Consider the following 15786-nt stretch of genomic DNA (forward strand, 5'->3'; position numbering starts at 1 on the left):
CCCACGTTGAACCCCCACTCTACATGCATGGCCAAAGGTTATTTTGGTCATGATGAAGTGCTCCTAGCATTAGCATAGGAGTTAATTAAGACAAGCCGTCGCCTGGCCAGCAGTATCCTTTGATTCAAGCAGGAGTACCGCGTGGATAGCTCTGCGTCTGTTAGATCCTGAGGCAAGCATTCGGCAAACTTCAGCTCCTGGATAAAGCCAGCATCCAGCGGCATCTTCACCACAGACCCTCCCTCTGAATCCAACAACTGCCGGATTCGCTTCTTCAGCCGCGGCGTGTCGACCACCTTGCTGAGCGAAATCGCCAGGTTGTCGGAGCTGACCTTGTCCGCCAGGTCACCCAGCGCATCGGCCATGGCCGCATTGAAGACGGCACCTGCGAAGGTCCACCAAGTGGCGCTGCGGTCGCTATCAACCAGAACCGTGGTCTGCCCCGCCTCCAGCCAGCCAAACTCCTCACGCAGCTGCTCAAGCAACGCCTTGGCACGCTTCGAGTACCCCTGGGGGATATCTTCAGAGAGCAGTTCGGATTCGATGGCCTGGCAGAGGGCAAAGTGCATTGGCTGCCCTGAACCGAGCCATTGTGAGCGGCCTTTCAGCTCTGTGGGCTCCACGAAGGCTCGTCGTCTGGGCCAGTCCACGTAGGTGGTCGACCAGTTCCTACCCCCCAGTGTGAGCAAATCCGGGCTTTCCGAGTCGCCCACGGCAAAGGTCAGCTCGTGGACCTCGCCGAGCTCTTGCTTGCCATGAAAGACCTTCACCATCGGGGGAGTCGTGAAAACGGAGACCAGCTCCATGAAATGCTGGTAGCCGAAGGTGCGCTCGCCACGATCACCGATACCCAGCAGGCCACCGTCACTGTGCAGGATGCCGGTCTCCAGCATGTAGCGCTGCACAGCGTTGCGATGCTCAGGGGCAATCCGCTGAAAGCCGGGCATCTTGCCGATCCAGCGGTCGATATCCGCCTCGATGATGCCCCGCTCCTGCAGGCAAAGCCCCATGATCTGCTGGGCATAGATATGCAAGGGGAGCGCGGGAGGCTCAACGGGTTCCACATAGCCCGAACGCCAGAGGGAGAGTAGCCCCATGCTTCTGAGGAAGGCTTCTTCTGTTGTCGCGAGGAACAGGCAGTTCCGTGCCACATCAGCCCTGCGCCCGGTGCGACCGATGCGCTGCAGGAAAGAGCTGACACTGAAAGGCGCGTCGACCTGAATCACACGGTCCAGGTCGCCCACGTCGATGCCCAGCTCAAGGGTGCTGGTCGCCACGATGACACAGTCACTCCCCTCGGAGAATGCCGTCTCCGCTGCCTTGCGCTCCTCCAAGCTGAGGCTGCTGTGTGAGACGAAGGTGTTGACGCCCAGGCCGCGTAGTTCCATGGCCAGCAGCTCGACTCGTGAGCGGCTATCCACAAATACCAGCCGCTTCTCACCGCGATGCAGGCGAGAGATGACAATGGCGGCGTTCTTCAGCGAGCCAACCCAGTCGAGCTGAACTTCTGACGATTTTGCTCCCTCGGTCAACGGATTGATGACACTGCGCCTGGCCTGGCAGCCCCCGGCCAACCAATCACACAGCGCCTCGGGGTTGCCGACCGTCGCGGAAAGGCCGAGCCGCTGGAGCTCCTGGGCCGCCAGGCCCTGGATGCGCTCGATGAGGGAAAGTAGGTGCCAGCCTCGGTCATCGCCGGCGAAGGCATGAACCTCATCAACGATTACGCTACGTACCCGACCAAGCAGCCAACGGTGGTCGATACGGGACGAAACCAACATCGCCTCCAGCGACTCCGGCGTGGTCAGCAGGATATCGGGAGGTTCCGCGACGATCTTCGCCTTACGGGAAGCGCTGACATCGCCGTGCCAGAGGGCTACCCGGCGACCCAGCAAGCCAGCGTAGTATTCAAGCCTGGGCAGCAGGTTGTTGAGCAGGGCCTTGATCGGGCAAAGGTACAGGACGCTGATACCGTCCCAGTTCTCCGAGAGCATTCGCGAGAGGACAGGAAAGCACGCCGCTTCGGTCTTGCCACCCGCCGTGGGTGCCAGGAGGATGGCATTCTCTCCGCGCAGTACCGGCTCGATGGTCGCCTCCTGCAAGGGCCGAAGACGCGGCCAGCCCAGGCTATTGACGATATGGTGCTGAAGCGCCGGATGCAGTCGGTCGAAGACACTCATAGATCCAGCTCGATATCATCCGTCGAGTCGGCCCGACGGGCCGCTCGCTCGACAGGCGACAGCTCGGTGTCGGAAATCGTCAGGGCGTAGTGCTGTCGCGGGTCGAAGTCCTCGAACTGGTCGATGCGGTCCAGCACCTCCCCTACCAGCTTCTTGAGGAAAATCCGTGGGGCGATGCCGACCTTGCCCCCCAGGTCGCCAGTCACCGCCATCGCCAGGCTCTCGACGTAGGCATCATCGGCCCGAGTACGGATTCGCTCAGGCACCTCGCTGTTGGCGGCATAAAGGTCGCGTACCTTGCAGCCCACTTCCTGCAGCAGGCCGGTATCGAAGCCCTTCAGCCGGATCTGCACGGCACGCGAGTTATCGAAGCGAGCATCCGTGGCGAAGTCTACCGCCAGACGCTGGGCAAGAGGCGGCAGGCGTTGCACCCCCATGGGCCCTTCGAAGAAAGCCGTGGTGCCGGTCATGACCAGGTAGAGCCCCGGGAAACGGCCGCTGTCGATCTCATCTATTAGTTGCCGCAGCGCATTGAGGCTCTTGTCACGCACGTCTCCCCGCATGCGCTGCAACGTCTCGACCTCATCGAGTACCAACAGCAGCCCGGGATGCCCGGAGTCCTTGAGGATGGTCAAGATGCCCTGCAGGAAGCTCAGGGCACCGAAGTGATCGATGTCGCCCTTAATGCGGGCATAGCGCTTCACTGCGGCGGCGATGTTTGGCTGCCCCGCCATCCAGGCCAGCAGTCCATCGGCGATCTCCTCCTCACCTTCCAGCAACGCCTTGCGGTAGGCGCGCAGCGTCAGGGAGAAGGCGGGAGCCGAGCGAACCACCTCACCCAGCCGCTGCTCCATCAACCGATCGGTCGCCTCCACCAGGGCTTCCACGTCATCGGGGTCGATCGACTGCTGTGACAGCACGTCCTCTTCCAAGGTATAGAACCAGGATTCGATGATGCTACGGAAGGCTCCCGTGGGAGAATCCGCCGTGGTCAGTCGCTCCATCAGTCGCCGATAGACGGTCTCCAGGCGATGGAGCGGAGTCTCAGTCTCGGAGACCTGCACCTCGGCACAGGCAAAGCCGAGGCCATGGGCGCGCTCGCGCAGCCAGCGGCTGACGAAGGTCTTGCCGCTGCCATACTCGCCGCGGATCGCCTTGAACACAGCACCGCCTCGAGCCACTTTGGCCAGCTCATCATCGAAGGCCTGCTCCAGGTGACCCAACCCCACCGCCAGGGCATCCAGGCCGTATTGGGGCACGGTGCCACGACGAAGCGCATCGATGATGTCCTGACGGCGCTGGCGGCTGATATTCACGGCGTACTCCTTACAGCTCAAACTGGAGTTTGAGGGATTCCTTGTCCAACACCACGGTACGACTTTCCCGATCGGTCTTCAGCACCGGGTAGCCATCCACGTTGAGAATCTTCTGCACCGCGGAGAGGAAACCCCGCAGGCGAATGCTGGGAATCACCAGGTGCTTGGCGACCTGGGTCTCCATGGCACTGCCCTTGCCCTGCTCCAGCAGCTCCAGCAGGCGACGTATCTGCTCATTGGTTACCGGCACCCGCCCTGCACGCTGGAAACTCTGCTCGAAGACCGGTGACGCAAACAGTTCATCGATCCAGCTGCGTGTGCCCACAGGCTCAACTGCGAGACGATGTTCCCGCCCCTCGACAGGAGCGCTTTGCTCCGGTGATTCCTCTTCGAACAGATCCGGCATGGAGATATCGGGCTCAACGGGCTTCTTCGTCTTGCGACCCGTCTTGGCAGGCTTCGCTAACGCCTCAGCAGGAGCCTCGGCCACTGAGCCATCCACTGCTTCGCCCTGCGGCTCGTTTTGCCACCAGCTCGGCAGGCGTCGCGGCAGCTCGCGCCACCCTGGCATCCCCGCCGGATCGCTGGCACTGATGTAGATCCCAAGGGGGATGACCACTTCCTGCAAACTGCCGCCGCCGTGATAGCCACGGTTGCGGCTCTTGGTGTAGCGCAGCTTCTCTGACCAGGGCACCACGGCACGCTGAGATGCGGTCAGGACGCGGGACCCGCTGACCTCGACCTCCTGTTCGCTGGGCGCGGCGCCCTCTTCGCGATAACGCTCGCCGTTGTGGGTCTCGACCTGGGTCTGGGCAAACTGGGAATCATGATCCAGCACGTGGCCATGATCACTGGTGATGACCACTGCACGACCGCCCTCTCGCGCGGCCTCCAGCACCTGACGCAGCATCGGGATCGTCTGCAGGCTCCAGTGCACCACGACCTGGGAACTGCTGGAGAGCTGATCATCGATAGCGTTGATCACCACCCCGACCAGTTTGTGTTCGGTACCGGCAATACGGGCCCTGGCCTCCGGGGCCAGTCCACCACTCCCCGGCTGCTGAATGTCCTGCTTGTGCAGTAGCACCGGCGGGAAGCGGGTCGACAGTTGCTGTCTCAGCTTGTTGTGACCGGCGAAGGTCTGCTTCTCCTGAGCCGCATTGCCTCTCGCCAAGGCACCGGAGAGAAGCGAGCAGCGGCTGAACTCGGTGGCGGAAGGCAGCGCAGAGACCAGACAACGCGGCGGCGGGTCGGCCTCTTCATTGACCTCGATCCATCCGTAGGCGGCCAGATCTTCCTGCAGCTCTCGGTAGACCGCCTCGTTCATGCCATCCAGCACCAGCAGCAGCGTCGGCTTCTTCTCGGCCAGAAGCGGCGCCACGACCGTTTCCAGTGCTCTCTCAACCGGCACCAGGGAAGGTGGCAGGGAGTCCCCGCGGGCGATGGCCGGGAGATGCCTGGCAAAGCCGCGGTTCTGCTGCTCACGGCGCTGAGAGACCGCCTCGGAGAGTGCGGCGTAGACGCGTGACAGGGCCTCGTGATCTTCCCCCGCCCAAAGCTGAGTGCGCGCCCAATCGACGAAACTGCCGTCAGTGATGTACTGACTGAGCATCTGCGGCGCTGTCCCGTTTACGGCGGAAGGTGCCTGTCCCAGCCAGCGCAGCAGCCGCAGCGCCATCTCGGCACGACGCATTTGGTCATGCCGCTGGGTTTCATGGGCCAGCGTATGGGCTTGGAGCTGGTCCCAAGCCTGTTCAGCCTGAGCCAACAATGGCGGTTTGGCGCCCTTATCCAGGGCCTTCCCAAGCGTGGCCGCAAAGGCATCCAGGCGCTGCGTCAGCGCCCCCGGCAGCAATGGAGAGATCCGCAGGGCCGGCATGAAGTCGAGGCTGGCCAGGATCTGCTCCGCCTGGCTCAGGCTCGCGCTAACCGGTTTCAGCCCCTGCTGGCGAAGCAATGACTTCGCTGTTTCCCGCGCCTCGCGGCCGAAAGCCTTAAGCACCTCCGGGGAAAACTTTCGCCCATCCAGGTAGCGCTCGACGAAGCGCCCCCGCCCCGAATAGATCACCGGGGCGGTCATCTCCTCGGCGGCTTCCAGCTCGCTTGCATACATCACGCTGCAGGCCAGGCCCACGGCCAGCAGCTCATGGGCATGGCCCTCTCGCAGCAGCGTCTCTACCACCCCACCCGTGCGGGGCAGTTCGGGTTGCAGCCACTCACCCAAGTGCTCGTGCATGCTCTCGGGCAAGGCCTCGACTCGCCGCTTAGCCGTATCCTGCAGCGACCAGCGGAATAGCGATGGCAGCTCCGGCTTGGCCTCGGTGTAATCCAGGTAGCCCCAGGCCAGCGCCTGCCAGGCTGTTTCCTGGTCCAGCACCTCGCCGAACACGATATGGCCCTGAAAACGATCGAAGCTGTTCAGGAGGGCGTCGGCCATCCAGCGGTGGTGGTGTGTCAGCCGAGGGTCGATGGACTGCACCCGGGCCAGCTGCTCAAGGGTTCGCCAGGGGCTGATGCGCTGCGGCTCATTCTTCCACAGACGAGCCAGTACATCCTTGCCCAGTTGGCTTTGATCCAGGTTGACCAGGATCACCAGCTTCTCTGGGCTCTCTTTCTCCGGATCATCATGGGTGACCAGAGCTTCGCGCATGGCCAGCTCGGAAGGGCACCAAACAAGCTTAACCGTCTGAGAACCAATCTGGCGGATCTGCTCTTCGGGCTGCAACGGGTCAAGCCAACGCAGCGCTACCCTGTCAGCATTGGGGTCACGCTGCAGGATGGCCTGAAGCTGGTTGTAGATCGCCCCAGGCAGCGTATCGGCGTGTCGAGTCAGTCGCGTGGCCGGCATCAGGCATCGCATCCTTCACGGGTCGTGATCGTAAACTCCACATCCAGGAGCTGTTCATCCGACAGCTCGGCCTCAAGCTCGGCAAACAGCTGCCTTGCCTGCTGGCGAGTCAGCCCGCGGCGCTGGTCTTGGCGCACCACACGCTTGGTGGGCCCCGTACCGCCGCCTCCCCCACCGGGCGGTGTCGGCGGATCGATCACAGGTGGTGTCGGGTCAATCAGCGCGGTGGCATCCTCCTGGGCCCGCTCCAGCACCGGCCCGACTGGCTTGGCGAGCTCGTCCGCCTTCAACGCTTCGATCACACGCTCCTTGATCGCCTGCGCCTCGGCGTTGCCCCCCTTCCAGATCTTCTCCAGCAGGGCCCAGTTATTATGCTTGACCCGGCTGGCTACCTCTTGGGCGGTCTTGAGGCTGCGCCCCAGTGCCTGATCCGAACTGGGCGCCTGGCAGTCGGCCAGTGCCTTGACGAGCGCCGTGCCCTCAAGGTCCCGCAGTTCATTCATCAGCGTCACGGCGTACTCGGCCGTGGCCAGCCGCTGCCCCTGATCGCCGACGCCAAGCTGGGCATGCCGGTGGCGGAGCACATCGACCAGCGTCTCGGCGCTGGGCACATAGGCCTCGGCTTCCCCATGCACTTGCTTGACCAGCTCATTCTGATGGTTGGCAGTCCGCAGCGGACTGCGCAGTGTTATTCCGAGGATCGCGCCGGCCTTATCGAGCGCGCCCTTCCACACCGCGGGTTCGGCCAGTTCCTGCTTACTCAGTACCAAGCTATCCGGCAGGTCCTTGAGTCCCGGGTCGTACTCCTGGCCATGCAGCTGACAGGCATAGTGGCCGTGCTCCATGAACACCAGGATCAGCAGGTTCTGCACCTCGATGGACAGCCCCCTGGGATCCGGGAAATCGATGGCACTGCGCAGTTGAGCCACGCTGAGCGAGGTATTGCCCTGCCCCATCTTCGCTAGGCTGGTGCGCAGCAGATTGGGCCAGGTGTCCTTGAAGACGAAATGGCGCTCGTGCATGGTGCCGAGCCCCAGCGGCTCGGCGATCTTCTCCATCAGGCCACGCAGCGAGCCCTCTACGTCGATACGCCCGTTGGGGGCATGTACCGCACGGCGCATCTCCGCCAGCACCTTGCCCAGGTCGTTGACCCGCACCTCGGTCTTGAACTCAGGGTGCTCGGGGTACTGGAAGCGCAGGGCCTGGTCGAGCAGTTGCTCGAAGGCCTGGCCAAGGTTCACGCCGTGAGGCAGGCGTGGCTTGAAGCTCGGCTCCAGCGACATCACCTGCTCGTCGATGGTCACGGAGTCATCCAGGGTACCTGGGATGGCGCTGCTGCCGCCGTAGGCCCCCAGCAGGCAGTCCTTAAGGCGCTGCTGCAACTGGCTGCGCTGATTCTCCAGCAGGGTTCTGGCCTGGGCGCGATCCACCGGGGTGAGGTGCTTGCTGAAGGAGCTGAAACGGTCGTCGCTCTTCAGCACATAGTCGAGTCGCACCAGGATGCCGAGGTCCCGCTGGGCCGGCTGGCTTAGGAAATAGGGCAGCCAGCACAGGGTGCGTGAGCTTCTATCGGCGTCGAGATACTCCTGCACCCGTGCCCGATCATCCGCCGGCGAATGGTTGCCGGTATCGAAGGGGAAATCGACGATCAGCTTCCAGTCGTCGCCGTTGGCCTCGAAGGTGTTGAAGTCGTCGATCTCGCGGATGTTCTGGAACAGCACATCGACATGTCGCCAGGTACCGCGCCACAGCCAGCGGTGTTCGATGAACAGCTGACCGTCGTCGTGGATGCCGAAGGCCTCGAATACGAGGTCCTTGATCATCTTACTGCGCGAACCGGGGTTATCGTGAATCTGTGCCTGCTCGAGGATGCTTTCGGTATCGACCCCGGCGATCTGAATGGCAATGGTGGGGTTGTTGCTGTTGTCGGTGATCTTGATCTCGCCGACCTGGCCACCCCATTTCCGGCAGCGGGTCATTACCGCCTGGGCCTCGCGCCCGGGAATCGGCGATTTGATGGTGCCGTGGTTGAGGGCGGCCAGCTTGTTGGCTGTGAGCAGCTTGAAGCACTCCACCTCGGGCACCAGTGCCGCCAGCAGCAGCGTCTTGAGCAGCCGCAGGTCGTTGTTGAACGTCCGTGCCTTGGCATCCCCGACCGGCAGCGCCTGGAACTCGGCGTAGCTGATCTCATGCTCCGCCTCGAGCATCGGAATCAGCTTGCGCTCGAATAGCTGCTTGGCGTTCTCGAAGTGGGCACGCATCTGCTCGGAGAAGGGCTCCGCCTCGGAGGCGATCACGTCGTAGAGATCCCCCACCGGGATCACCCCGCCCAGTTCCAGAGTATCGCGCTGCTCCACCAGCAGCATCAGCATCACCTTCAGGGCGGTTCGCTCGCGCTGCAGCGCCGAGGAGAGCGCGACAAGGGCCTGTATCAGTGCCGGACTGAAGGGGTAGAGCTCACGGAACATCTCCCGGTCACCCTGGGAGGTCAACAGGATGTTGTGCACCTCATCGCGCAGGCCCTTGTCGATGGCATCGAAGGCCTGCTGGATCTGCTGACGCGCGGCCTCATCCTTGGGTTTGAGCAGACGCCGCTGGGCGATCACCGGCAGGTTGCGGTCTTCCAGCTTGATGGTGTGGAAGCGACCCTCCCAGTACTTCAGGGAGTCGCTCAAGGCCACCTGGTCGGCCCCCACCGTCTGCTCACCGACGAACTCGCGCAGGTCGCGCTGCCGGGCGATAAAGCTGGCTACGGGCAGCGCACGGGGCTCGCTGGGCTCCACCAGCTTCACCACCTTCTGGATGTTGTTGGCGATGAACTGCTGGTCGGAGATATGGCTGGCCAGCCACAGGATCAGCTCATCGAGGAACAGCACCACGGCATCGTAACCCAACGATTTGGCGTGCTGGGTCATGATGCGCAGGCCTTCGTCGAAATCGACGTAGCCCACCTTCTCGCCCGACTTCAGCTCGTCGCTGGAGGCGTTGGCGAGATCGCTCATGGACTGGAAGAAGGTACCCACCAGCGCCGACACCAGCGCGGTATGGTCCTCCATGCTGGCCCGCCCCTGCAGTACCGCTTCGAAGCTCTGCGGCGTCCAGCGCTCGTCACCCACCTCGCCCCAGCCATCGTCACCAACTGGGCCGGCATCCTCCTGGTTGAGGATCTCGAAGAACTTGTCGTCACCCAGTTTGCTGCGCATGCCCTCCGCATCGCGGAACAGCCGGTCGCTCAGGTAGAAGCCCGGCTGGGGAGCCTCCGGATGACGCTTCTTGATGTAGCGCACATAGCCGCCGAGGATGCCCGCCTCGATGCTGGGCGCCCCGATCATGTGGTACGGCACCAGCAGGATATTGTGCTGTTGCAGCCAGTCGTCGTGCCGGCTGACGGTAGGCGCCAGTTCCTTGATCGCCCTCGCCTCGGGATTGCCCTGCAGCAGCAGGTGCAGCACCGCCATGAAGTGCGATTTACCGCTACCGAAACTGCCGTGCAGATAGGCGCCCTTCTGGCGGTTCTGGTTGTCCGCCACGGTGCTCTTGATGAAGGCCAGGGCCTCATCGAAAGCCTTGGCGAGCTGCGGGGTCACCACATACTGGGCCAGGGTCTGGTGAACGGCGTCGCCTTCCAGCCCCTGGGAGAGGTTGAGCACGAAATCCCCGCGCTGAACCTTCTCGGGAATCTCGATCAGCTCTTTGATCAGTATCATCGGTACCCTTCCTTCCCTATCAGGCGCTGGTGGTCTTGCGGCGACGGCCACGCTTGGCGGCCGGAGGCTGCCAAGCCAGCAGGTTGTCGCGGGTGAGCTCGAGCTGACGCAGCTCCTCGAACAGGAAGCCCTCGTAGAAGTCACCCATGCGCTCGCCGTACTCCGGGTCCAGCTCGTTGTGCCACTGCTTGAGCCAGGGGATCAACTCCTCCAGGGCCACCAGCATGGGCATCAGCTTGTCGGCCTCCCAGCCGTCCCGGTCTTTGCGATCCATGTACCAGCCGGCGATGGCCTGGGCGCGCTGCAGATGATCCAGGCCCGCCCAGCCGATCACCGGAGTGCTGTCACCGGGTTTCTCGCAGCCCGGCAGACTGAAGAAGCGTTCTTTGGGCACGTCGAGCTTGCCGCGAAGCGACCAGTAGCTGCCCTTGCGGAAATCGGTGGCGGCATATTTGGGGGGCACCGGGATGGTGCCCACCTCGGCGGCTTTCCTGGCCTCGGCCTGCTTCTGCGCAGCCTTGTAGGCCTTCACCTTCTCGGCATTCTCGGCGTCTTCGGGGCTCAGCGGCTCCGCCACGCCAAACTCGGCGTCGATAGCATCTTCCTGGCGCTGCTTGTCCCAGGTCTCCTGCCACGCCCGGAACTTCTTCATCGCCGCGGGCTTGAGACGCGCCGGGGCCATCTGCGGCACCTCGTCGACGGCGATCAGCTCGGTGACCAGTTGCTGGGCGTCAAACAGAGGGTTGCCGGTATAGAGTTCGCTGACCTGCTGGAACTTCTCATCATGGCGCACTCGGTCGGCCAGTTGGGCGCCGGTGATCAGCTCGGGACCGTTGGCCTTGGCCTCTTCTTCCAGGCGATCCAGCAGCCACTCCTTGAGGGCACGCTGCTGACGTTTCTCCCAGGGTTCGCGGTTCCAGCGCCGCTTGTACTCCGGCTGCTCCACCAGCTTGACCCAGCGGTTCTCCTCGATAGCCTGGAGGCGACGCTCCACCAGCTCACGGTAATCCGCCGGCCAGTGATCGGGGATCTCGGTAATCGGGGTGCTGCGATGGCGTTCGAACCAGGTGATCTCGGTCTCGCCGGCTGCCATACGGCGGGCCAAAGCGATCTCGAAGGCGCGCTCGCCTAGCTTAACGGGCGGTGGCGTGCCCTGATAGCAGAGATCGTCGTCCAGCAAGCCATAGAGACGGTAACAATGCCAGTCTAATTCCTCTTGGCGAGCGATCATCTGCGACCATAATGCAGAATCTTCAGTCCTTGCTTTTTCAAGCGCGCCTTGGAGGGATAGCGCACTCTCAAGCAGCGCATTTTCAGGTTCATGGCTAGGTTGCTGTTTAGCAAGCTGATCCAATGTGCTAGATAATGCAAAAACTTCCCTACCGGGGTCATTGACAACAGGAAAACTCTTTAGCCCTGTTCCAGTGAACTCATAAAAATTCTCAAATGCCACCGTTGTCTGGCGGGCCCCTTTATTATCTACAGTGCTACCTTTGTTGTGAAACACCTGCTTCATCCAAAAGCAAGCCACGGAGCTATTCATTAGGCCCAAAAGAGATAAAAAATCATGCTCCCCAGCACCCTTCAAAAGCTTAACAACAGGGGCCGATTGTTTAAAGATCCTACCACCATGGCCAAGCATAAAATGATTATGAGTAGCCACAAAAGCAAAGGGAATTAGATGATCAGAAAAATATCTATCTTGAGAAAAGTGAATTAATTTACCCCACCCAAACCCATGCTCAAAGGGAGTTTTCCCGAAAATTTTCCTAGCACGCAGAATGCTTCGAAAACGCCAATAGTGATCGATGCCTGATGTATCTACATGCTGTATAACCCGATCTTTCTCTTGATAGGGAAACAGAACTACTTCTCTTGAGGCAATCGCCCAATCCCTTATTGCGTCGCCTTCAGAGAACTCCCTAAACTCTAACCCTAACCTTTTTGCATATTTCTCAGGAACGACATACACACTATCTTCACCTGTAATGCACGAAAATCCAATAGAGCCACTGATTTCACCTAAAGTTTTCTCCACCCTCCCTGTTATCATTTCTTTCAAATCTGTTGCACCACCACCGGAAAGACTCCAAGGATAGGAAGCGTACAATGACCTTTCCTGATCTACGCAGCTAACGAACTGATTTTCCACTCCAGGGGTGTGCAAAAGATTAACAATGGAACTCCACACCTTTCCTTTTGCAGCTACTTTCGGGGTGCCGGGTTCACCTTGGATCCCGAGAATTGCACGGACCTTGTCATGCATTGGTTGGCGATTACGTGCGAGAAAGATAACAGTAGGCGTGCCATGCCCAGGAATATAGGCTCCTGAAGTATCGATTACATGGGTAAGCTCTTTTTTAGGCAAGTAACCTTCAATAAGCTTTTTACCAAACTCCCTCTTCATAAAGCTATTAGCAGTAATCATACCCATATAACCAGCGGACTGATTACCTTCCATAGGCAGTGCCAGATCGAAGAAACGCTCGGTGAAGGGCACACCCAAAGAGTACTTCATATGGCATGAGGGGTACTTATCCCGATACGCCTGATTAAGCACTTTATCCTTGACGAGGATGTAGGGCGGATTCCCTACCACCACATGGTAGCGCTGCCCCAGAATCTGGTTCAGCTTGGTCAGGTCTTCGGTCTTGAAGGCGTGCTTGAGCGAGTCGTCGAAGGTATCGAGCTGCAGGCCCTGCCCCTGGGACTCATGGCGTTTGCCGTGCAGTAAGGAGTCGCCCACCGCCAGGTGGAAATCGAAGTCCGGGGCGTTGCGGACCTTGTCGGAGCCAGCCGCCTTGAGGGCAGCGATCAGCAGGCGGAACTTGGCTACGGCGATGGCGTAGGGGTTGATATCCACCCCGTGCACCACGTCCAGGGCGCGCTGAGCCAAGTGGCGGGCGTTGGTGGCCGGCTCGCGACGCTGCCAGGCATCGAACACCCGCTCGAAGGTGGTGAGCAAAAAGTGGCCGCTGCCGCATGTTGGGTCGATCAGCCGCAGCCCCTCCAGGCCGAAGGTCTCGATGGCCGGAGTCAGGGTGTAGTCGAGGATGAACTCCTCCACGAACTCCGGCGTCTGCAGCAGCGCATAGCGCTTGCGCACTGCCTCGGAGAGATCCTGGTAGAGGTCGCCCAGGAATCGGGTGTCCCACTCCGGGTCGGTGAAATCATGGACCAGCTCGCCGCTCTCCGGGTCGATGCGCTGGAAGAAGTCCACCAGGCGCTTGGCACCGTCGTCGGAGACCGGGATCTGCCAAAGCGGGTTATGCCGCGGGTCGAGCAGCGCATCGATTACCGGGAACTGGTCGAGCTCGCGGAACAGGGCCAGCAGGTACTCGCGTTCGGCGTGGGCGGGATGCTCACTGAAATGGTGGGTGATGCGCTCCTTGGCATGGGCCAAGGGGCGGCTGCCATCCTCGCGGGATACCGGGCCGGAGAGCACCGGCTCATCCAGTAGGCCGTTGTCCTCCAGGAAGCGCACGAACACACAGGTCAGCACCCAGGCTGCGGCGGCCTGGGTGATCTGCGCTTCCCGCCAGGCAACGAAGTGCTCGGCGGTACGGCCAGCCTCCACTGCTTTCTGGTACTCCTCCTGCAGGTGCTGGCCCAGCTCGGCGCGGCGCTCGCTGTAGTGGAGGATATCCGCCTCGATCTTCGGCAGCTCGCCCTTGAGGTCGCTCAGCAGCTTCTCGCGATCAATCATTCCCGGTTCCCTACGTGTTCATTGTGCGGCGCTCAGTGCGCCATCAGCAGATGCCGGATGGCCGTCTCGAACGGTTGCCCGGCAATCGCCTCGAGTTCTTCGTGGAGGTACTCGAAGTACAGATCTTCGTCCAGCTCAGCGCATTCCTGCAGGTCCTCCACCGTTCCGAGGTAGCCCTGCACTGCCGACCGGCGCATCTGGCGCAGGGCGCCGCGCTCATGATCGAGATTGAACACACGCAGCGTCTCTTCGGCGCGGTGATGCTCCCGGGCCGACAGGTCGTTGCGCGGCACGATGCGACCATCGGCCAGAAACTGCAGGTAGTCATCCGGATCATCGACATCGGGCTTGAGGATATCGCCATCACGGTAGGTAGTTCTGTCCTTGCGCCGGCCACAGCTTTCTTGCTTTTCACAGGAGCCAAATAGGTTGTCCCACTGAAAGGCGCCCTGAGGGTGGCTGGACTGCTGGCGGAAATGCTCGATATGCCGCCTATCCTCTGGCAGCTTGTCTTCGCAATAGGCACAGCGGTGTCCCTGCATAGCCTCCAGCTTTTCCCATATTTCCCTCTTGTCGTCGAAGCTGACGTCTCTACGCCAGTTATCACGACCATGCCGAAATCGGGACAAACACTTGGGAGCTTCGGGTCTAACCAGCTTATGCATCCGATGCGGGCTCCCTGCCTTTCATCCTCCGCTTCATCGATTGAAAACGCTCCAGACGCTCACACTCGAGAATTTCTGGGTGATTAATGCCGAAATGATCCACCAGAAGCTGGTAATAGGCGAAGGCCTCGTCTGTATCTGCTCTGCCCTGCTCGATCATCTGGCGATACTTGGCCAGGATCCTCGCTTCTTCCACATCAGGAACTGGGTCGATGCCCATGATCTTGGAGAGTGTTTCCACGCTGGACACGCCGCGGGTCTGATAGTCCGGCTCAGCGGCCGTCCAGGCCCACTCCTCACCCTCCTCGTCCCACTGGGTATCGATCAGGCGGATGCACTCTCGGGAGACCGTGGTCAGCACCTGAGGGCTGTGGGTGGTGACGATGAATTGCACCTTTGGGAAGGTGGAGACGAGGCTCTGGATAACCCGTTGCTGCCAGGCTGGATGCAGGTGCAGGTCGACTTCGTCGATCAACACGATGCCCGGGGTTTCCTTGGCTGCATCAGCACCGAGGTGGGGGTTGAGCTTGGCGCAGCGCCAGGCCATATCGGCAACCATGGAGACCATGGTGCGCACACCGTCGCTGAGCAGGCTGACCGGCAGGATGCCCTGCCGTTCCTGCTGCATGGCCAGCTCTTCATGGGTCAGGCTGTAGTGGATGCCCGACCAGCCCTCGGCCTCGAGCACCTTATCGACAGCGTGTTGTACGCCATTAAGCTGGCCCACTAACCGAGAGAAGGTGCCAGAATTGCGATTTATCTGCTGTATTGCAGCCAGGGTGGCCTTGCCCATCCACTCCTGCAACTGCAAGTAGTTGGAGGCCGAGGTCAGGCAATCCTCGTAGCCCAAGGTACGACTCTCGCTAAGCATCGCCTTGCGCTTGAGGTTCTTGTGAGTCCGCCACAACCGACCGGTACCGTAGTAGCTCACCAGGGGCAGGGTGACCGATTCCAGGTCACGCACCTGCTGCATCAGCCCCTTGCCGTGTTGTGCCAGGGGAGCGGCATCCTTCACGGTGGTGCGGTTCTTGGGGCCAGTTAGCTCACGGGCAATCAAGGTCGACTGATCGTCTTCCAGGCCGGTGAGCGTGGCGGCCACGCGCACCGGATACTGCTGCTCCTGCTCGGCATCCTCGCCCTGGCGCCGATACCGCGCATCGGAACGCTCGATATGACGCCCCTTGCCCATGTCGAAGGCGCCAACGAAGGAGCCCAGCAGCACGGCGATGGCATCCAGCACGGTCGTCTTGCCCTGGCCATTGCGGGCCACCAGCACCGTCAAGCGCTCATCCAGCGTTGTCTCGAAGTGGGCGAGGTGCCGGAAGTTCTCCAGCGACAGCTGTGTGAGTTTCATTCCCTCGCTC

7 protein-coding genes are annotated in these 15786 nt (G+C 61.3%); all 7 read right to left on the minus strand.

From position 1 onward, the window contains the following. Positions 1-47: 47 nt before the first annotated feature. The 7 genes from NFU04_RS04170 to NFU04_RS04200 are packed head-to-tail and all read right to left on the minus strand — an operon-like array spanning position 48 to position 15776. Complete coding sequence (locus tag NFU04_RS04170) at positions 48-2180, minus strand: DEAD/DEAH box helicase (RefSeq protein ID WP_251308246.1); 2133 nt, start codon at positions 2178-2180, stop codon at positions 48-50. After that, complete coding sequence (gene brxD, locus NFU04_RS04175) at positions 2177-3496, minus strand: BREX system ATP-binding protein BrxD (RefSeq protein WP_251308247.1); 1320 nt, start codon at positions 3494-3496, stop codon at positions 2177-2179. The genes NFU04_RS04170 and brxD overlap by 4 nt, the downstream gene beginning before the upstream one ends. A 10-nt stretch (positions 3497-3506) precedes the next feature. Continuing rightward, positions 3507-6344: a BREX-2 system phosphatase PglZ gene (gene pglZ / locus NFU04_RS04180; RefSeq protein WP_251308248.1), complete on the minus strand. Its 2838-nt coding sequence runs from the start codon at positions 6342-6344 to the stop codon at positions 3507-3509. Beyond that, positions 6344-10051 (minus strand): DUF6079 family protein, encoded by a 3708-nt coding sequence (locus NFU04_RS04185; RefSeq protein WP_251308249.1) that lies wholly within the window; start codon positions 10049-10051, stop codon positions 6344-6346. Before NFU04_RS04185 ends, pglZ begins: the two co-directional genes overlap by 1 nt. A gap of 19 nt (positions 10052-10070) precedes the next feature. Then, on the minus strand, positions 10071-13757 hold the full coding sequence (gene pglX / locus NFU04_RS04190; RefSeq protein ID WP_251308250.1) for a BREX-2 system adenine-specific DNA-methyltransferase PglX: 3687 nt from the start codon (positions 13755-13757) through the stop codon (positions 10071-10073). Between the two features lie 32 nt (positions 13758-13789). Continuing rightward, positions 13790-14422 (minus strand): retron Ec78 anti-phage system effector HNH endonuclease PtuB, encoded by a 633-nt coding sequence (ptuB, locus tag NFU04_RS04195; protein ID WP_251308251.1) that lies wholly within the window; start codon positions 14420-14422, stop codon positions 13790-13792. Continuing rightward, positions 14415-15776 (minus strand): AAA family ATPase, encoded by a 1362-nt coding sequence (locus NFU04_RS04200; RefSeq protein WP_251308252.1) that lies wholly within the window; start codon positions 15774-15776, stop codon positions 14415-14417. The genes ptuB and NFU04_RS04200 overlap by 8 nt, the downstream gene beginning before the upstream one ends. Positions 15777-15786: the final 10 nt, after the last annotated feature.

The organism is Halomonas sp. NCCP-2165 (assembly GCF_023708045.1).
Taxonomy (GTDB): domain Bacteria; phylum Pseudomonadota; class Gammaproteobacteria; order Pseudomonadales; family Halomonadaceae; genus Bisbaumannia; species Bisbaumannia pacifica.

What these genes read in the sequence shown, in the direction of transcription:
- NFU04_RS04185 (WP_251308249.1), bottom strand. Translation starts at nt 10,051, where the DNA reads ATGATACTGATCAAAGAGCTGATCGAGATTCCCGAGAAGGTTCAGCGC.
- pglX (WP_251308250.1), bottom strand. Translation starts at nt 13,757, where the DNA reads ATGATTGATCGCGAGAAGCTGCTGAGCGACCTCAAGGGCGAGCTGCCG.
- pglZ (WP_251308248.1), bottom strand. Translation starts at nt 6,344, where the DNA reads ATGCCGGCCACGCGACTGACTCGACACGCCGATACGCTGCCTGGGGCG.
- ptuB (WP_251308251.1), bottom strand. Translation starts at nt 14,422, where the DNA reads ATGCATAAGCTGGTTAGACCCGAAGCTCCCAAGTGTTTGTCCCGATTT.
- NFU04_RS04170 (WP_251308246.1), bottom strand. Translation starts at nt 2,180, where the DNA reads ATGAGTGTCTTCGACCGACTGCATCCGGCGCTTCAGCACCATATCGTC.
- NFU04_RS04200 (WP_251308252.1), bottom strand. Translation starts at nt 15,776, where the DNA reads ATGAAACTCACACAGCTGTCGCTGGAGAACTTCCGGCACCTCGCCCAC.